We start from the raw sequence: 18733 nt of genomic DNA, 5'->3' as shown, positions 1-18733 counted from the left end.
CGCCGCACGGGCCCTAGTCGTGCCAGGCGCCCCGCTCGTCCAGGAACGTCTGCAGCGGCTCGAAGAGGCCGGGCGGGCCCGCCACCGTCAGCTCGCCGGACAGGGGCTCGCCGGGGCGGCCGCCGGTGAGCGCGCCCGCCTCGCGTGCGACGAGGTCTCCGGCGGCGAAGTCCCAGGGGTTCAGGCCCCGTTCGTAGTACGCGTCCAGGCGGCCCGCCGCCACGTCGCACAGGTCGATCGCCGCCGAGCCGCAGCGGCGGATGTCCCGCACGAGCGGCAGCAGCTCCCGGGCGACCTCGGCCTGGTGGGCGCGGCGCTGTGCGACGTACCCGAAGCCGGTGCCGATCAGGGCCTGCTCGAACGGGGGCGCGGGGCGGGTGCGCGCCCGTCTGTCGTTGACGTACGCGCCCTGGCCGAGCACCGCGCGGAACGTCTCGCCGCGCACGGGCGCGTGCACGACGCCGACGAGGGTCTCGCCGCCCGCGCGCGCCGCGATGGACACCGCCCAGTCCGGCCGTCCGTACAGGTAGTTCACGGTGCCGTCGACGGGGTCGATCACCCACTGGACGCCGCTGCTGCCCTCGGAGCTCGCGCCCTCCTCGCCGAGCACGCCGTCGTCGGGCCTGCGCTCGGCGAGGAAGTCCGTGATGAGCTTCTCGGACGCGATGTCCATCTCGGTGACGACGTCGACGGCGCTGCTCTTCGTGGCGGCCACCCCCAGGTCGTCCGGGCGGCCGTCGCGCAGCAGCTCACCGGCGCGGTGCGCGGCCTCCAGGGCGACGGCGAGGAGCTCGGCCTTCAGGCCATCCTGAGCGGTGGAGTGGTCGGTCACGAGGGCTCCTCAGGCGAACGGGCTGTCGGCGCCCGCGGCGGCGGGCTTCGGGGTGCGTGCCGGGCAGCAGCCCACCGGGCACAGGTCATGGCCGGCGCCGAGCGCGCCCAGGGCGCAGGGCGTCACCGCGCGGCCGCTCTCGGCGGCCGCGCGCTCCAGGACCAGCTCGCGCACCGCGGCGGCGAACCGCGGGTCGGCGCCCACGGTGGCCGAGCGCCGCACCGGCAGGGCGAGCTCGGCGGCCTTCGCCGTGGCCTCGGTGTCGAGGTCGTACAGGACCTCCATGTGGTCCGACACGAAGCCGATCGGAACCATCACCACGGCGGGCGCCCCAGCGGCGTGCCGCTCCTCCAGGTGGTCGCAGATGTCGGGCTCCAGCCACGGGATGTGCGGGGCTCCGGAGCGCGACTGGTAGACCAGCTCCCAGGGGCGGTCGACGCCGGTCTCGGCGCGCACGGCCTCCGCGATGACGCGGGCGACGTCCAGGTGCTGGCGCACGTACGCCCCGCCGTCGCCGTGGTCGGCCACCGGGCCCGAGGTGTCGGCCGCGGCCGTCGGGATGGAGTGCGTGGTGAACGCCAGGTGCGCGCCGTCCCGCACCTCTTCGGGGAGGTCGGCCAGGGACTTCAGGACGCCGTCGACCATGGGGCGCACGAAGCCCGGGTGGTTGAAGTAGTGCCGCAGCTTGTCCACGCGCGGGGGCTCCAGGCCCTCCTCCCGGAGCGTGGCGAGGGCCTCCGCCAGGTTCTCGCGGTACTGCCTGCAGCCCGAGTACGAGGCGTACGCGCCGGTGGTGAGGGTGAGCACACGGCGGTGGCCGTCGCGCGCGAGGTCCCGCAGGGTGTCCGTCAGATACGGCGCCCAGTTGCGGTTGCCCCAGTACACCGGCAGGTCGAGGCCGTGGTCGGCGAAGTCCTTGCGCAGGGCGTCGAGCAGGGCGCGGTTCTGGTCGTTGATGGGGCTGACGCCGCCGAAGAGGAAGTAGTGCTGCCCCACCTCCTTCAGACGCTCCTTGGGGATGCCGCGGCCCCGCGTCACGTTCTCCAGGAACGGAACGACGTCGTCCGGGCCCTCGGGCCCGCCGAACGAGAGCAGCAGCAAGGCGTCGTACGGAGTGGGATCCAGTGGGGAATCCAGCGCATCGGACATGCCTTTGATCCTGCCACTCGGCACTGACAGCCGGAAAACGGCGGTACTCCTCACCGGGGGCGGCGCCGCTCCGTCGCACCGGGGATGACACCGCCTCGTCAGCACTAGCGCGGCCCTCTCCCGCACGTGCGCGGGCGCCTCCCCGGGGCTTCAACGGCGCTTCAACGGCGCTTCTCCAGTGATTCCTGCGGGACGGAAATTAACGGTGCGCCGAACGGCTCCGCGGCCGTAAGCTGTATCAGCCATCTTCACGCCTTACCGGAGCCGCGCGACCCCTCCCGGGTCAGCCGCCCCTGCGCCCCCGCGGAGTCCACGTGCCGAGCCCCTACCGCGCCATCTTCGCCGCCCCCGGCAGCAAGGGCTTCTCCGCCGCCGGTCTCATCGGGCGGATGCCGCTGTCGATGATGGGCATCGGCGTCGTGACGATGGTCTCCCAGATGACCGGACGCTACGGCCTCGCGGGCGCCCTGTCGGCGACCGTCGCGCTGTCCGCCGCCGTGATGGGCCCCCAGATATCCCGGCTCGTGGACCGGCACGGCCAGCGCCGGGTGCTGCGGCCCGCGACCCTGGTGACGCTCGTCGCCGTCGCGGGCCTGCTGCTGGCCGCGCGGTTCGAGCTGCCGGACTGGACGCTGTTCCTCTTCGCCGCGGTCGCGGGCTGCGTGCCGAGCCTCGGCTCGATGGTCCGGGCGCGCTGGGCGGCCCTGTACCGCGGCACCCCGCAGCTGCACACGGCGTACTCCTTCGAGTCCGTCGTCGACGAGATCTGCTTCATCTTCGGGCCGATCATCTCGATCGGCCTGTCCACGGTGTGGTTCCCCGAGTCGGGGCCACTGCTCGCGGCCGTGTTCCTCGCCGTGGGCGTCTTCTGGCTGACCGCGCAGCGCGCCACCGAGCCGGTGCCGCACCCGCGCGAACACCACACCCGGGGCTCGGCGTTGCGCTCCCCCGGCCTCCAGGTCCTGGTCGCCGCGTTCGTCGCCACGGGCACGATCTTCGGCGCGGTGGACGTGGTCACTGTGGCCTTCGCCGAGGAGGAGGGCCGCAAGAGCGCCGCGAGCCTGGTCCTCGCCGTGTACGCGCTCGGCTCGTGCCTCGCCGGTGTCGGCTTCGGGCTCATGCACTTCAAGGGGTCGCCCGCGCGCAGGTGGGTGGTGGGCCTCTGCGCGATGGCCGTGAGTATGATCCCGCTGCAACTGGTCGGGAGCCTGCCGTTCCTGGCCGCGGCGCTCTTCCTCGCGGGCCTGTCCATCGCACCGACGATGATCACGACCATGGCCCTCGTCGAACAGCACGTACCACGCGCGAAGCTGACCGAGGGCATGACCTGGGTCAGCACCGGGCTAGCCGTCGGGATCGCGCTCGGCTCCTCCGTGGCCGGCTGGGTGATCGACGCCGCGGGACCGAGCGCCGGGTACGGCGTGCCGGGCGTGGCCGGGGCGCTCGCGGCGGCGGTCGGATTCCTGGGGTATCGCCGGCTGAAGCGGCCGGATCCGCGACGGGGAGGGACCCATGAGCAGGGCAACGGGCAGGGGCGCGGCAGCGACCAGCGGGAGGAGTCGAGCGGCGTGGCGTAACTGGGCGAGCACCGTCAGCGCGCACCCCGCGCGCGAGGCGACGCCCGCCTCGGTCGACGAGCTCGTCGCGGCGGTCCGCGGGGCCGCGGCCGAAGGCCTGACGGTGAAGCCCCTGGGCACCGGCCACTCCTTCACGGCCGCCGCCGCGACCGACGGCCTGCTGATACGCCCCGACCTGCTCACGGGGATCCGCGCGATCGACCACGCCGCGGGCACCGTCACCGTCGAGGCGGGCACCCCGCTCAAGCGCCTGAACGCCGCGCTCGCCCGTGAGGGCCTGTCGCTGACGAACATGGGCGACATCATGGAGCAGACGGTCTCCGGGGCCGTCAGCACCGGGACGCACGGCACGGGCCGCGACTCCGCGTCGATGGCCGCCCAGATCACGGCGCTCGAACTGGTCACCGCGGACGGCCAGGTCCTCACCTGCTCCCGGGACGAGCACCCCGACGTCTTCGCCGCCGCGCGCGTGGGCCTCGGCGCGCTGGGCGTCATCAGCGCGATCACGTTCTCCGTAGAGCCCCTCTTCTTCCTCCAGGCACGTGAGGAGCCGATGTCGTTCGACCAGGTCACCGGGTCGTTCGACGAACTCGCCACGGAGAACGAGCACTTCGAGTTCTACTGGTTCCCCCACACCGACAACTGCACCACCAAGCGGAACAACCGCAGCCTGGGCCCCGCGGCCCCGCCCGGCGCGATCAGCGCCTTCGTAGAGGACGAACTGCTCTCCAACGGCCTCTTCCAGGTCGTCAATTCGCTCGGCCGTGCCGTGCCCGCGACCATCCCCGCCATCGCCAGGATCTCCAGCAGGGCCCTGTCGGCCCGCACCTACACGGACATCCCGTACAAGGTCTTCACCAGCCCCCGGCGCGTGCGCTTCGTGGAGATGGAGTACGCCGTCCCGCGCGAGGCGCTGGTGGACACGCTGCGGGAGCTGAAGACGATGATCGAGCGCTCCCCGCTGCGCGTCAGCTTCCCCGTGGAGGTCCGCACGGCCCCCGCCGACGACATCACGCTCTCCACGGCGTCCGGCCGCGACAGCGCCTACATCGCCGTGCACCTCTACAAGGGCACGCCCTTCCGTACGTACTTCAGCGCCGCGGAGCAGATCTTCGTCGCCCACGAGGGGCGGCCCCACTGGGGCAAGCTCCACACCCGCGACGCCGCGTACTTCGCCAAGGCCTACCCGCGCTTCGGCGAGTTCACGGCGCTGCGCGACCGCCTCGACCCGGACCGGCTCTTCGCCAACGCCTATCTGCGGCGGGTCCTCGGCGACTGAGCCCCCGGGCCGGAGCGGTCACCGGGCTCACTGCTCGGGGGACTGCTGCTCCTGGAGGCCGTTCCCGCCGCCGCGTGCCGGGGTGGGCGTCGGGGTCGGGGTCGGCGTGGGGGTCGGTGTGGGCGTGGGGGTGGGCGTCGGGTCGACCTTGGAGCCGCCGTCGCCGGAGTCACCGCCGTCGTCCTTGCCGCCGTCGTCGGGCTTGCCGCCCTGGTCCTTGCCGGTGTCGGTCCCGGTGTCCGAGCCCGTGTCGTCGCCCGGCGACGGCTTGCCGCTGGGGTCCTTGGAGGTGTCGTCGCCCTGCTGGGAGCCGTCGTCCTCACCGGTGGTGCCCTGGTCGGACGGCTGGTCCGAGTCGCCGCCCGGCTGCTGATCGTCCGACGTGGAGGAGGAGTTCTTGCCCTTCACGAAGTCGGCGATCGAGGTGCTCTTGTCGTCACCGCTGAAGCTCTGACCGCTCACCAGCTCGTACGTGGTGATGCCGGTGAGCGCCACACCGAAGACGACGGCGGCGGCGACCAGGGGACGCTTCCAGCTCGTCACCCGCGCGCGGTGCGTGGTGCCCTCGGTGAACTCGTCCGAAGGGAACGGCGGTTGCGACGGCTGCGGCGCTCCGGGAACCGCGGGACCCGTGGCGCGCAGCACCTGGGTCTTCTGGTCGCGCGGCAGCAATTGCGTCGCGTCCACGGATCCCAGGAGCCGCGTCTGCTCGGCGTCGGCGGAGACGGCGGGCAGGGCGGTGGTGGGATCGCCCGCCCCGACCGCGGGCAGGGCGGCCGTCGGGTCGGCGGCACCGGCGATCGGCAGCACGGCCGTCGGGTCGGCTCCCGCCATCGGCAGCACGGCCGTGGGGTCGGCGTCCGGGGCACGGTGGTCCGCCGACTGCCTGCCCCAGGTGGTGGTCACCGGGCCCGAGCCGGTCGCGTGGCCGGGCGCGTAGCCAGTCGAGTAGCCGGTCGCAGGACCGGAGGCGTGACCGGACGGGGGCGTGGCAGGCGCGGCCCTGAAGGCCTCGGGCACCGGCGTGGCCGCCGTCACCGGCACCTGCTGTGCCTTCGGCTTGGCCTGCACCGCGACGTCACGGATCTGCTCGCCGGTGCGCTTGAAGAAGTGCTGGAAGACCGTGCCGCCGCAGGTGGCGATGCCACTCACCACACCGGCGCCGAGGATCGTTCCGTACACGCCGAAGCTGGACGCGAGCTTCGCGGCGAGCACCGCGGCCACGGCACTGCCCGCCACCTGCGGCACGCTCACGTCGAGCCGCTTCTTCGGCGCGTCCTCCGACGTGCCTTCCGATGTGTCCTCCGACGTCCTGCCGGTATCCGGCTTTCCACGCATCTCCGACCCTTGTCGCCTTTCTCGCCTTACGGGCTTCACCACTGATTCGCGTACGAGCCACGCGAGTCACATGAGAAAGGGACGTACGTACGAAGAAAATAGTTCCGCTTCTGGCGTTTACGTGAAGAGCGCCACCTGCGCGCGGGGCGTTCGCGCCCTTTGACGCCATCAACTCCCTTCACCCGGGAGAAGTTCGGCGGCGTGCCGGTCCACCCGGGTGGCCCGAATGGAGTAGTGTTGCGAGCCCTGGGTCCGGTCTCCCACCAGGGTGCCCGGAGCCAGCCAGGACCGCCGGGAGGGGGCTCGCTGCACAGGGTGACCAAGTTGGTCACTTAGCGTTGCGAATAAGTAACCGTGCCATAACGGCGATCCCGGGCCCTCGCCCGACACGCCGGGCAACTCGGCAAGGTTGTGGCAGGCTGCACCCGGGCAGGCCACACTCGACTAGCGGAAGCAGCGACGCACGTGACGTCGGCAGGCACCACCCGGGAGGTCCCCATGCCCGAACTGCGTGTCGTGGCCGTCAGCAACGACGGCACACGGCTGGTGCTGAAGGCTGCGGACAGCACGGAGTACACGCTTCCCATCGACGAACGGCTCCGTGCCGCCGTACGCGGCGACCGCCCGAGACTCGGCCAGATCGAGATCGAGGTGGAGAGCCACCTCAGGCCCCGCGACATCCAGGCCCGTATACGCGCTGGAGCCAGTGCGGAAGAAGTCGCCTCGCTCGCCGGCATCCCCGTCGACCGCGTCCGCCGCTTCGAGGGCCCCGTCCTCGCCGAGCGCGCCTTCATGGCCGAGCGCGCCCGGAAGACCCCCGTGCGCCGCCCCGGCGAGAACACCGGACCGCAGCTCGGCGAGGCCGTCCAGGAGCGGCTGCTGCTGCGCGGCGCCGACAAGGAGTCCGTGCAGTGGGACTCCTGGCGCCGTGACGACGGCACCTGGGAGGTGCTGCTCGTCTACCGCGTCGCCACCGAGCCGCACTCCGCGAGCTGGACGTACGACCCGCCGCGCCGCCTCGTCCAGGCCGTCGACGACGAGGCCCGCGCCCTCATCGGCGAGACCGACGACATCGCCGCGCCCGAGCCGAGCTTTCCGTTCGTGCCGCGCATCGCCCGGCTGCCCCGGGACAGGCCGCTGGAGCGCGCCCTCGACCGCCCCGGCGCCCCGGCGCCGGAGCCCGACGAGCCGGGCCCGAGCGGCGCCGTCGCCGAGCAGGAGCGGGACTCCCTGACCAGCCTCCTGGAGGCCGTGCCGAGCTTCCGGGGCGACATGGTCGTCCCGGAGCGCCCCACCACCGCACCCTCCGAACTGCCGTCCGCACAGGACGAGCCGGAGCAGGAGCCCGAGGCCGAGGAGCCCCCGGCGACCGCGGCGTCGGCCGGTTCGGCGTACGCGGACGTGCTGATGCCGCGCGCCGTCGCCAGCCACCGCGAGCGCCTGGTCGGCTCCACGGACCGCCAGGCCGAGGCGGACGGCGTCCGGCCCGGCCGCCGCGCCGCCGTGCCGAGCTGGGACGAGATCGTGTTCGGCACCCGCCGCAAGAAGCAGGAGTAGCCGCGCGGAGGTGGAGGAACCATCCTCCGCCCACGCCGCGGACACGTCGAAGGGCCCGTACGCAAGATCCGTACGGGCCCTTCACATGACACCCATGCGTCACAGAGCGTGACAGCCGTGTGCCTACGGAGCGTGACGGTCACGTCGTCGCGCCCGGCTCCGCGAGCGCCGACGACGTATCCCCGGCCCCTTACTGCGGATCCGGCCCCTTCGCCACCGGACGGGCCGCGTCCGAGGACCACTCCGACCACGAACCGACGTACAGCGCCGCCGGAATGCCCGCCACCGCGAGGGCGAGGACCTCATGGGCGCCCGAGACGCCCGAGCCGCAGTACACCCCGACCTCCGGGGCGTCGGCGGCGCCCAGCGCCGTGAAGCGGGCCGCGAGCTCCCCCGCCGGACGGAATCGGCCATCCCCGGAGACGTTCTCCGTCGTGGGGGCCGAGACCGCGCCCGGGATGTGCCCGCCCACGCGGTCGATCGGCTCGACGTCGCCCCGGTAGCGCTCCGCGGCCCGGGCGTCCAGGAGCAGACCCGAGCGGGCCAGGGCGGCCGCGCCGTCCGCGTCGAGCCGGGCGACCGAGTCGGGCACCGGCGTGAACGCGCCCTCCGCGGGCGGTCGTACGTCGCCGGACTCCAGCTCGCCGCGCCACGCCGCGAGCCCGCCGTCCAGGACGCGCACCGACGGGTGCCCCGCCCAGCGCAGCAGCCACCAGGCGCGCGCCGCGGCCCAGCCCTGCCCGCCGTCGTACACGACCACGTCCCGGTCCCCCGAGACGCCCGCCGCCCGCATCGCCGCGCCGAAGCGCCCGGCGTCCGGCAGCGGGTGGCGGCCCTCCGCCCCGGCCGGACCGGCCAGTTCCGCGTCCAGGTCGACGAAGACCGCCGACGGGATGTGCGCCTCCTCGTAGGCGGGCCGCTGGTGCGGGCCGCCGAGCTGCCAGCGGACGTCGAGCAGCACTGGCGGATTCGCGCCCGCCAGGTCGCTCGCGAGTTCGGATGCGGAGATGATGGCTTTCATAAGCCCCAACCTTGCCCACGGGGTGGCCGCCGCGTCCAGGTCCGGCTAGCCTGCTCGGCCGGACCCGCCCGAACACGTGGCGTACGGGACCGGGCACGCCCCGTACCGAAGACGGACACGGCTCGGCAATCGCACGTTTACGGATGGGAAACGGCAGACCGGGCATCCTCCGCCAGGAAACAGGAAAAGGCGGCGCGGCCGGGGGGCGCCGGGCGGCGGGTGGTGCAAGCATCTGCACGGACGGGCATGCGCGCGGCCAGGGTACGCGCGTTCGAAAGGCGAGTCGAAGCGGAGTGGCGGCGGCTGACCGACGGCGGGTGGCGGACGGCAGCGGGCGGACGAGCGACGTCATGGAGCAGCAGATGACGGATCGCGAATCCGGCCCCCTGGCGTCGGCGACCGGCGCCGTCCGTGAGCTGCCGCCGCCACGAGGGCCCGAGGAGAGAGTGACGATGACCGAGGCACGGTGGCCGGACAGCCGACGCGAACGGACCGCGCGGCCCGCACCCGGCACGCCCTGCTGGGTGAGCCTGATGGCGCACGACCTGGCCGCGACCAAGGAGTTCTACGCGCGGCTCTTCGGCTGGACGTACCGGCCCGGGCCGCAGCAGCTGGGCCCCTACGTACGCGCCTTCCTGGACGACCGCGAGGTGGCCGGGATCGGCGAGCTGCCGGCCGACCGGCGCCTGCCGATCGCCTGGACCCCGTATCTGGCGTCGGACGACGCCGACGAGACGGCGGAGATGGCCCGGCACTGCGGCGGCACGGTGGGCGTCGGCCCGCTGGACGCGGCCGAGGCCGGGCGCATGGCGATCGCGTCGGACCCCGCGGGCGCGGTGTTCGGCATCTGGCAGCCCGCGGAGCACCTGGGCACCGCGGTGGCGGGGGTGCCCGGAGCGCCCGCCTGGAACGAGCTGGTGACCCGGGAGACGGCGGAGGTCGCCAAGTTCTACCGGACGCTGTTCGGCTACACCGAGGAGGCGTCCGGCGCACCCGACACGGACTTCCTGACGCTGTTCCTCGAGGGCCGTGCGGTGGCTTCGGTGCACGGCGCCGGCAGCGCGCTGCCGCGCGACCGGGGCGCGTACTGGATGACGTACTTCGAGGCCGCGGACGTGGACGCGACGGTGGAGCGGGCGGTCGAGCTCGGCGGCCGTCTCGTGCGTCCCGCGCGCGAGGGCACGCACGGGCGGATCGCGACGGTCGCCGACCCGGAGGGCGCGGTGTTCACGCTCGTGCACACCGAGCGGTCCTGCCAGGAGCCGCCGGAGACGCTCTGACGGCGGCGCTCCGGAGGCTCCAGGGGGTTCGGTGACTCCAGGAGGGCCCTGAGGTTCCAGAGGCCCCAGCGGCCCCAGGAGCTCTAGGAGCTCTAGGAGCCCTAGGAGCGTTCCAGGGTGCCGACGGCGCTGTCGCTGTCGAGCGGAAGGACGTCGGGCGACAGGGCGCCCGCGTGGGCGGACGCGGCGGTCATGCGGCGGCGGTGGTGACGGCGGCACACGACCTCGTAGCCCACCTCGTCAGCGGCCTGGTTGACGTCTCCGACGACGACCTGGGCGCCCTCGACGACCATGTGGCCACCGACGGTACGGGCGTTGTGAGTGGCACGGGCGCCGCACCAGCACAGGGCCTCGACCTGGAGGACCTCTATGCGGTCGGCGAGCTCCACGAGCCGCTGCGAGCCGGGGAAGAGCCGGGTGCGGAAGTCGGTGGTGATGCCGAAGGCGAAGACGTCGAGGCCGAGGTCGTCGACCACGCGCGCGAGCTGGTCGACCTGCTCCGGGGTGAGGAACTGCGCCTCGTCGACGATGACGTAGTCGGCGCGGCCGCCCTGGGAGAGGCGGTCGACGAGATGGGCGTAGAAGTCGAGGCCGTCGGCGACTTCGAGGGCCTGGGTGACGAGGCCGAGGCGGGAGGAGAGCTTGCCCGCGCCCGCGCGGTCGTTGCGCGCGAAGATCAACCCCTCGAGGCCGCGGGCCGAGCGGTTGTGCTCGATCTGCAGCGCGAGGGTGCTCTTCCCGCAGTCCATCGTTCCGGAGAAGAACACCAGCTCAGGCATGGGGAGTTGAGGGCCTTTCATCATGTGGGGGCGTGCGGGGGCGCCCGGGGAGGGCGCGCGGCGGCTAGGAGCGTACTTCCAGCAGCGGTACGAGCTGTTCGGCGGGGGTCATGGAGCCGTGGTTGCCGACCATCGCGGACTCGTGGGGCTCGGTGCGGGAGGCGATGATCAGGGCGTCGTCGTGGGCGGCGGCCACCACGTCGCCGATGCGGCCGTGGACGCGCTCGTCGACGCGCGGGCCGAACCACCCCGCGGCGATGGCCTCCTCGCGTCCGGCCACCCAGAAGCGGTCCCCGAGGACCTCCCGCCAGACGGTGAGGACGTCGGCCTCGGCGCCGGGGACGGCGTAGACGTGGCGGGCGCGGCCCTCGCCGCCGAGCAGGGCGACGCCCGCGCGCAGCTCCCAGTCCTCGTCGAAGTCGATCCGGGACTCTTCGTCGAAGGGGATGTCGACCATGCCGTGGTCGGCCGTGACGTACAGGGCGCTGCGCGGCGGGAGCTGCTCGGCCAGGCGCTGGACGAGGCGGTCGACGTACATGAGCTGGCCGCGCCAGGCGTCGGAGTCCAGGCCGAAGCGGTGGCCCTTGCCGTCGACCTCCGCGTAGTACGTGTAGACCAGGGAGCGGTCACCGGCGGCGAGCTGCTCGGCGGCGAGGTCCATGCGGTCCTCGCCGGAGAGGCGGCCGCGGAAGGTGCCGCCGCTCAGGGCGACCTTGGTGAGCGGGGTGTGCTCGAAGGTCGGCGAGGAGACCTGGGCGGTGTGGACGCCCGCCTCGTGGGCGCGCCGGAAGACCGTGGGGTGGGGCTGCCAGGCGTGCGGGTCGGTCCAGGGCTTCCAGCGGAGCTGGTTCATCAGCTCGCCGGTGTCGGGGTTGCGGGCGGTGTACCCGGGCAGGCCGTGGAGGCCCGGGGGCAGGCCGGTGCCGACGGAGGCGAGGGAGGTGGCCGTGGTGGCGGGGAAGCCCGCGGTGATGGGGCGTCCGGTGCCGCCGCGCGAGGAGCCGAGGAGCGAGGTCAGGAACGGCGCTTCGGCGGGGTGGGCGCGCAGTTGCTCCCAGCCGAGGCCGTCGATCAGGAAGACGCAGTTCCGGTCGGCGGGGGCCAGCTCGGCGATGGCGGGCGCGAAGCCGTCGACCTCCTGGTGCGCGACGAGGGTGGGCAGCAGGTCGGCGAGCGACCCGGTGCCGTACTCGGGCAGCGGTGCGGTGGCGAGCTCCAGGGGCTGTACGTCGTCCCAGCCGCCGGTCCAGTCGGCTGTGACCATCAGCGGGTGGCGCCCGCGCCGCCGGCGGTGGCCGCCGTGGCCTCGGAGAGTGCCTGGGCGAAGGCGAGGGTCTGGCGGACCGTGTCGGGGCCGTCGCCGGCCTCGCTGACGCGCAGGCTGAGGTCGTCGGCGGTGGAGCTGCCCGTGTAGCCGTGGTCGGCCTCGCAGTTGGGGTCGCCGCAGGCGGCCGGTTCGAGGTCGATGCGGGAGACGGCGCCCCAGCCGATGGTGAGGACGACCTCACGGGGCAGGGAGCCGGGGACGTACTTCTCGGGATTGGCGACGACGCGGCTGACGACGACCGACGAGATCCGGCCGATCTTCACGGACTCGGTGGAGGTCGTGGCGTACGGGGTCGGCGAGGTGCTGTCGGCCGCCTGCTCGTCGGTGTGGCTGACGATGAAGCGGGTGTCGGTGAGGACGAGCACCGTCACGTGACGGCGTACTTCGTTGGCGTCGAACGTGGTCTCCTGGTGGACCAGGTACGACCCGATGGTCTCGCCGCCGACCGCGGCCTCCACCGCCTCGGCCACGAGGGCCGGGTAGTAGCCGCTGCGCTCGATCGCCGCGCGCAGCCCCTGGGTCGTGGTACCGGTCTTTGCCATGACGCCCATCCTACGGCCCGGCGCCCGCCCGACGGTGCGCGGTGGCCGCCTCGGCGGGCGCCGCGGGCTCGTCAGTAGGCGGGCAGGGTGCGCGGGCCCAGGTCGTCGCGGGCCGGGGGCGGGGCGAGGCGGACGGTGCCGCTGAGGACGGACAGGCCGTCCTGGGCGACGACCACCGGTTCCAGTGAGACGGTGACCACTTCGGGATGGTCGTCGACCAGGCGCGAGACCCGCTGGAGGAGCTCCTCCAGGGCGGGGGTGTCCACGGGGGCCGCACCGCGCCAGCCGAAGAGGAGGGGCGCGGTCCGGATCGATCCCACGAGGGTGCGCGCATCGCGGTCGGTGACGGGAATCAGTCGGTGGGCGGTGTCCCCGAGGAGTTCGGACGCCGCGCCCGCGAGGCCGAAGGACAGCACCGCCCCCGCGGCGGGGTCGTGTCCCGCGCGCACGACGGTGTCGACGCCCCGCGCGACCATGGCCTGGACGACGGGCCGCAGCTCGGCGGGGCGGCCGAGGGCGTGGGTGAGCTCGCGGTAGGCGCGGCGCAGCTGCTCCTCGTCGGCGAGGTCGAGGCGTACGCCGCCGAGGTCGGGGCGGTGGCGCAGGTGCGGGGCCGTGGTCTTGAGGGCGACGGGGTAGCCGAGCCGCAGGGCGGCGTCGGCGGCCGCGTCGGCGTCGGGCGCGGGCAGGACGGCGTGGACGGCGATGCCGTAGCGGCCGAGCAGGTCGCGGGCGTCGTCGGGGCCGAGGGTCAGGCCGTGCGGGTCGCCGCCCTTGGCGAGGAGGTCCGCGATGAGGTCGGCGGCGCCCGGTTCGTCGATGTCGTCGTACTCGGGCACCTTGCCGGGGTCGGCGATGTCGTGCCGCCACTGGGCGTAGGTGACGGCTTCGGCGAGGGCGCGCACGGCCCGCTCGGCGGCGGGGTAGGCGGGGATGCGGGCGTGCGGCGGCGGGGCGTCGGCCGTGGGCGGGGCGGCGGGGGGCCGGTCGGCGGGGCGGGCGGCGGCCGATCCGGGCTTGGTGCTCGCGGCGGCGGAGAGGGCCTCGGCGAGCTCGCCGAGCTCCACGTGGACGACGGCGACGGGCTTGGTGGGGCACGCGGCAGCGGCGGCCCGCAGGGCGGTCGCCAGGGTCTCCCCCTGGCCCTCGCGGCTCGACTCGCCGAGCGAGGGGATGACGGTGACCACGGCCGCGTCACAGGTGTCGGCGGCGAGCGCGGCGCCGAGCGCGGCGCGGAAGTCCTCGGGCGTCGCGGCCGTGGTCAGGTCGCGCGGGGGCAGCGGGCGCAGGCCTTCGGCGACGCACGCGTCGTAGGTGAGCAGGCCGAGGGACTCGGAGTTGCCGAGGATGGCGACGCGGGGCCCCGCGGGCAGCGGCTGGCCCGCGAGCAGGAGCCCGGCGTCGACGAGCTCGGTGACGGTGTCGACGCGGATGACCCCGGCCTGGCGGAGCAGCGCGGACACGGTGGCGTGCGGCAGCCGGGTCGCGGCCCCGGCGTGGCCGGTGGGGGCGATGCCGCTGTGCCGGGCGCCCTGGACGACGACGAGGGGCTTCGCGGCGGCGGCGCGGCGGGCGAGGCGGGTGAACTTGCGGGGGTTGCCGATGGATTCCAGGTACATGAGCGCGACGTCGGTGTCCGGGTCGTCGTACCAGTACTGGAGGACGTCGTTGCCGGAGACGTCGGCGCGGTTGCCCGCGCTGACGAAGGACGACAGGCCCGCGCCGCGGCGGTGCAGCCGGGACAGCAGGGCGATGCCGATGGCACCGGACTGGGTGAACAGGCCGATGCGGCCCGCGGCGGCCAGTTCGGGGGCCAGCGAGGCGTTCAGGCGTACGGCGGAAGCGGTGTTGATCACGCCGAAGGCGTTGGGGCCGATGAGGCGCATGCCGTAGGAGCGGGCCTGGCGGACGAGTTCGCGCTGGCGCTCCAGTCCTTCGGGGCCGCTCTCGGCGTATCCGGCGGAGAGGACGACGAGGCCCTGGACGCCGTGTTCGCCGCACTCGGCGACCGCTTCCGGCACGTGCTCGGCGGGGACGGCGACGACGGCGAGGTCGACGGGCCCGGCGACGTCGCGCACGGAGCGGTGTGCGGGGACCCCCTCGACGCCCTCGGTGGTGGCCCGGTCCGCGAAGGCGCGGTTGACGGCGTGGACGCGGCCGGTGAAGCCCGCGCGCAGCAGGTTGCGCAGGACGCCGCGGCCGACGCTGTCCTCGGCGCGGCCGACGCCGATGACCGCGACGGAGCCGGGCGCGAGCAGCCGCTGCACGGAGCGGGCCTCGGCGCGCTGTTCGCGGGCGTGCTGGACGGCGACGGAGCGGTCGGTGGGCTCCAGGTCGAGTTCGAGGCGCACGACGCCGTCCTCGAAGCTGCGCTGCTGCTGGTATCCGGCGTCCGTGAAGACCTTCACCATCTTGGTGTTGGCGGGCAGGACTTCGGCGGCGAAGCGGCGGATGCCGCGTTCGCGGGCGACGGCGGCGATGTGTTCGAGCAGCGCGGAGGCGACGCCGCGGCCCTGGTGGGCGTCCTGGACGAGGAAGGCGACCTCGGCCTCTTCGGCGGGCGCCGAGGCGGGGCGGCCCTGGGCGTCGATGCGGTCGTAGCGGACGGTGGCGATGAACTCGCCGCCGATGGTGGCCGCGAGCCCGACGCGGTCCACGTGGTCGTGGTGCGTGAAGCGGTGCACGTCCTTCGCGGACAGACGGGGGTAGGGCGCGAAGAAGCGGTAGTACTTCGACTCGTCCGAGACCTGCTCGAAGAAGCTGACCAGACGGTCGGCGTCGGCGGCCGTGATGGGCCGGATGCGGGCGGTGCCGCCGTCGCGCAGCACCACGTCGGCCTCCCAGTGGGAGGGGTAGGGGTGCTGGTCCGCGGCCGGGGCGCGGGTGGCTTCGGCCGCGGGGGTGTGCGTGGCGGCGGGCGCCGTGCCGTCCGCCGGGGCGTGCGCGGCGCTGTCCGACGAGGGGTGTGCTGAGCCGTCCGCCGGGGTCTGCATGGGGCCAGGGTACGGGTCGCGCGGGCGCCGGGCCCGGGGCAATGTAGGAGGGGTCGAAGGCGCTCGGGTGGCGGGACGCGGCCCGTGGGGCAGCGCTCCGCCGGTCCTGCGGGAGCACCCGGGTCGGCATGAGACACTGGTCTAGACAAGTGTGAGACACCTGGAAGGGCAGCAACACATGGCTGAGCGCCGCGTCAACGTCGGCTGGGCCGAGGGCCTCCACGCCCGGCCCGCCTCCATCTTCGTCCGTGCGGCCACGGCCTCGGGCGTCCCCGTGACGATCGCCAAGGCCGACGGCAACCCCGTCAACGCGGCCTCGATGCTCGCGGTGCTCGGCCTGGGCGCGCAGGGCGGCGAGGAGATCGTGCTCGCTTCGGACGCCGAGGGTGCGGACGCCGCCCTGGACCGGCTGGCGAAGCTCGTCTCCGAGGGCCTCGAGGAGCTCCCGGAGACCGTCTGACACGGTCGGACAAGCGTGCCGGAACCGCGTGAGCCACTGGGTGGCCGCGCGGCTCCGTCGTGTTTTCGGGGGTGCGCCCCGAGGCTTTTCGGGGGGGGTGCGCCCCGAGGCGCGCCCCCGCGGAGTGCCGTCCGGCGAACGCCCCGGGTGAATTCACGAGCCGGTGGCGCACCACCGGTGGCACAAAGGCAGCACCTGCGGCAAGTAAATCCGGCGGGGAATTCCCACGCGGGCATGCCCGGCTTTCACGACGCCGCGCATGAGGTCGCGTACGCGCACTTCGGGTACGTGCACTCCGCATATGAGCCCTGCATACGAGTCCGGTGGACGAGTCCCGCGTACGGGATACGGGTCCCGTGTACGAGGCCCCTGTTAATCCTGAGTACGAGGCCCCTGTTAGTCCCGTGTACGGGGCGCCTGTTAATTCCGTACGCCTACTTTGTTGACGGCGCGTTGCGAACCCCTCACACGCCCGGCGCGCGGCCGGTACGCGGACGCCGTGCGCTCGGCGTGCAGGAGCGTGAGCGCGCGGGCCCGGTCCGCGTCCTGGCGGGCGACCGCGTCGACGACCGCGGCGTGCCCGCTCCACAGGTCCGTGGCCGCGGCCTGCGCGTCCGCCACGTACATCCAGGCGACCTTGTGGCGCAGCTGGGTGAGCAGGGCGATGAGGCCGGGGCTGCCGGAGGCCTGGGTGAGCGTCTCGTGGAACCAGCCGTCGAGCGCGCGCAGGTCCTCGCCGCCGCGCCGGGCCCGCTCCTGGCCGAGGCGCACGAGGCCGCGCAGGACCTTCAGATGGGCTTCGGTGCGGCGCTGGGCCGCGCGGGCGGCCGCCAGCGGCTCCAGGAGCGTACGGACCTCCAGGAGGTCGGCGGCGTCCTGCTCGGTCGGCTCGGCGACGCAGGCGCCCGCGTGCCTGCGGGTGACGACGAAGCCCTCGGCCTCCAGGGTGCGCAGGGCCTCGCGCACGGGGACGCGCGAGACGCCGTAGCGGCGGGCGAGGAGTTCTTCGGTGAGCCGCGTGCCGCGTTCGTAGACACCGGAGACGATGTCGTCCCGGATGGCCGTGCAGACCGAGTGCGCGGGAATGCGCATGACGGACCTCCGCTTTAATGCCCGCGAAACGCGTCGCGCGACGCGTTGAAGACGCTGGTGCGGCGACTCCATGGACGCTGCCACGACGGACTCTATTGCAGATGGCCGCATTTTCCGATGGGGCACCGGAATCCATGGATATCTTTTGGCCAAAGGTGTGCGCAGCGGCACGCTTACCGGTCGTGGGCGCTTAGGGCCCGAGCCGTGCCCCGATGCCGAAAGCCCCGGCTCGGTGAGCCGGGGCTTTCGGGACGTGCGCGGGCGCGGGGCGTTCGCGCCGTCGACGCGTCAGACGCCCACGCCGTGGGAGCGCAGGTACGCGATCGGGTCGATGTCCGAGCCGTACTCGGCGCCGGTGCGGGCCTCGAAGTGCAGGTGCGGCCCGGAGGAGTTGCCGGTGGAACCGGAGAGGCCGATCTGCTGGCCGGGGGTGACGGCCTGGCCGACCGTGACGCTGAGGGACGACATGTGGCCGTACTGGGTGTACGTGCCGTCGTTCATCTTGATCACGACGTTGTTGCCGTAGGCGCCGCCCCAGCCCGCCTCGACGACGGTGCCCGCGCCGACCGCCTGCACCGAGGTGCCGGACGCGGCGTGGAAGTCGATGCCGGTGTGGCTGCCGGAGGACCACATGCCGCCGCCGGCCTTGTAGGAGGTGGAGACGTAGGAGCCGGCGACCGGGGCGACGTAGGCGTTCAGGCGCTTGCGCTCGGCGTCACGGGCGGCCCGCTCGCGGGCCCGCTCCTTGGCCTCCTTCGCCGCCTTGGCCTTGGCCTCCTTCTCGGCCTTCTCCTTCGCGGCGGCCTCGGCCTTGCGCTTCTGCTCGGCGGCCTTCTGCCGCGCCGCCTCTTCCGCCTTCTTCTGGGCGGCGGCGTCGTTGGCGGCCTGCTTCTGGGCGGCGGCCTGGGCGTCGATCTCGTCGGCCAGCGTGTCGTTGATGGCGATGGCCTGCGTGAGGCCGGTGCTCGCGTGGTCCGCGGAGCCGTCGGCGGCGAGGGCCGGAGCGGCCAGGCCCGAGATGACACCGGTGGTGGTGAGGGCGGCGACGCCCGCGGCGCTGGCGGTGGTGCGCGTGATGCGGCTCGGACGGCGGTGCTTGCCGGTCGGGCGGATGAGCGCCATGAAGCGGCTGGTCCTTTCCTTCCTTCTCGCCTACCGGGTTAGCTGACGGGTTCGGAGCAGGAAGGTCTCCTACGGACTCCTCGCCTCGCGGCAAGGGGACCGATTCACCCCAGGGGACGTGTGGGTCCCCGGCTCCCCTGGCTCACGCCGTACGGGGACTCGGCGATGACTGTCCGGTGCCGCGGGCGCGGCGTACTGCGTGACGTACAGCCGCACTGACGCTAAACGCCTCATCTTTCAATCGACAAACGGATCCTGCCTTTTGTAGCGCACGCCACACGGCAGACGCCCAACCTCCATGTCAATTCGGACATATGGCAGCATGCAGGGACCCCGGAGGCTTCCTGAGCCTCCGGGGCCCCTGGGGTTACGCGGCGTTCATTCC

The 18733-nt window shown here is 73.6% G+C and carries 15 protein-coding genes and 1 riboswitch; of the genes, 5 read left to right on the top strand and 10 right to left on the bottom strand.

Going from position 1 to position 18733, the window contains the following annotated elements:
* Positions 1–13: 13 nt before the first annotated feature.
* Positions 14–832: an inositol monophosphatase family protein gene (locus C9F11_RS30315; RefSeq protein WP_138962240.1), complete on the bottom strand. Its 819-nt coding sequence runs from the start codon at positions 830–832 to the stop codon at positions 14–16.
* 9 nt (positions 833–841) lie between these two features.
* Positions 842–1981: a ferrochelatase gene (locus tag C9F11_RS30310; RefSeq protein ID WP_171075873.1), complete on the bottom strand. Its 1140-nt coding sequence runs from the start codon at positions 1979–1981 to the stop codon at positions 842–844.
* 314 nt (positions 1982–2295) lie between these two features.
* Here C9F11_RS30310 and C9F11_RS30305 point away from each other — a divergent pair, with 314 nt between their 5' ends.
* Positions 2296–3558: an MFS transporter gene (locus C9F11_RS30305; RefSeq protein ID WP_138962239.1), complete on the top strand. Its 1263-nt coding sequence runs from the start codon at positions 2296–2298 to the stop codon at positions 3556–3558.
* Complete coding sequence (locus C9F11_RS30300) at positions 3494–4837, top strand: D-arabinono-1,4-lactone oxidase (RefSeq protein WP_138962238.1); 1344 nt, start codon at positions 3494–3496, stop codon at positions 4835–4837. Before C9F11_RS30305 ends, C9F11_RS30300 begins: the two co-directional genes overlap by 65 nt.
* 27 nt (positions 4838–4864) lie before the next feature.
* On the opposite strand, the gene C9F11_RS30295 is transcribed toward C9F11_RS30300, so the two are convergent.
* Positions 4865–6091 (bottom strand): hypothetical protein, encoded by a 1227-nt coding sequence (locus C9F11_RS30295; RefSeq protein ID WP_138962237.1) that lies wholly within the window; start codon positions 6089–6091, stop codon positions 4865–4867.
* A 582-nt stretch (positions 6092–6673) separates the two neighbouring features.
* On the opposite strand from C9F11_RS30295, the gene sepH reads away from it, so the two are divergent.
* Entirely contained in the window at positions 6674–7732 is a 1059-nt protein-coding gene (gene sepH / locus C9F11_RS30290; RefSeq protein ID WP_138962236.1) for a septation protein SepH, read from the top strand.
* A gap of 190 nt (positions 7733–7922) precedes the next feature.
* Here sepH and C9F11_RS30285 read toward each other — a convergent pair whose 3' ends face one another.
* The gene (locus tag C9F11_RS30285; RefSeq protein ID WP_138962235.1) at positions 7923–8753 is read right to left on the bottom strand and encodes a sulfurtransferase; all 831 of its coding nucleotides are present in this window, start codon (positions 8751–8753) and stop codon (positions 7923–7925) included.
* Between the two features lie 452 nt (positions 8754–9205).
* On the opposite strand from C9F11_RS30285, the gene C9F11_RS30280 reads away from it, so the two are divergent.
* The gene (locus tag C9F11_RS30280) at positions 9206–10033 is read left to right on the top strand and encodes a VOC family protein (protein WP_138967159.1); all 828 of its coding nucleotides are present in this window, start codon (positions 9206–9208) and stop codon (positions 10031–10033) included.
* A 101-nt stretch (positions 10034–10134) separates the two neighbouring features.
* On the opposite strand, the gene C9F11_RS30275 is transcribed toward C9F11_RS30280, so the two are convergent.
* The 4 genes from C9F11_RS30275 to C9F11_RS30260 form a co-directional block, all read right to left on the bottom strand.
* Positions 10135–10812: a thymidine kinase gene (locus C9F11_RS30275; protein WP_138962234.1), complete on the bottom strand. Its 678-nt coding sequence runs from the start codon at positions 10810–10812 to the stop codon at positions 10135–10137.
* Positions 10813–10876: 64 nt separating this feature from the next.
* Positions 10877–12076, bottom strand: a complete 1200-nt coding sequence (locus tag C9F11_RS30270) for a nucleotide pyrophosphatase/phosphodiesterase family protein (protein ID WP_138962233.1) — start codon at positions 12074–12076, stop codon at positions 10877–10879.
* Entirely contained in the window at positions 12076–12681 is a 606-nt protein-coding gene (locus C9F11_RS30265) for a DUF5998 family protein (RefSeq protein WP_138962232.1), read from the bottom strand. The genes C9F11_RS30270 and C9F11_RS30265 overlap by 1 nt, the downstream gene beginning before the upstream one ends.
* 71 nt (positions 12682–12752) lie before the next feature.
* Entirely contained in the window at positions 12753–15674 is a 2922-nt protein-coding gene (locus C9F11_RS30260) for a bifunctional GNAT family N-acetyltransferase/acetate--CoA ligase family protein (RefSeq protein ID WP_138962231.1), read from the bottom strand.
* A gap of 178 nt (positions 15675–15852) precedes the next feature.
* Between C9F11_RS30260 and C9F11_RS30255 the strand changes: the two genes are divergently transcribed.
* The gene (locus C9F11_RS30255; RefSeq protein ID WP_138962230.1) at positions 15853–16134 is read left to right on the top strand and encodes an HPr family phosphocarrier protein; all 282 of its coding nucleotides are present in this window, start codon (positions 15853–15855) and stop codon (positions 16132–16134) included.
* A 420-nt stretch (positions 16135–16554) separates the two neighbouring features.
* On the opposite strand, the gene C9F11_RS30250 is transcribed toward C9F11_RS30255, so the two are convergent.
* Together C9F11_RS30250 and C9F11_RS30245 are read right to left on the bottom strand one after the other, a co-directional pair.
* Positions 16555–17226 (bottom strand): GntR family transcriptional regulator, encoded by a 672-nt coding sequence (locus C9F11_RS30250; RefSeq protein WP_138962229.1) that lies wholly within the window; start codon positions 17224–17226, stop codon positions 16555–16557.
* A 288-nt stretch (positions 17227–17514) separates the two neighbouring features.
* Entirely contained in the window at positions 17515–18348 is an 834-nt protein-coding gene (locus C9F11_RS30245; protein WP_138962228.1) for a M23 family metallopeptidase, read from the bottom strand.
* Between the two features lie 12 nt (positions 18349–18360).
* A riboswitch (cyclic di-AMP (ydaO/yuaA leader) is annotated at positions 18361–18523 on the bottom strand.
* Between the last annotated feature and the right edge of the window lie 210 nt (positions 18524–18733).

The organism is Streptomyces sp. YIM 121038, from assembly GCF_006088715.1.
Lineage (GTDB): Bacteria > Actinomycetota > Actinomycetes > Streptomycetales > Streptomycetaceae > Streptomyces.
This window is presented reverse-complemented; position numbering and strand designations above follow the sequence as displayed.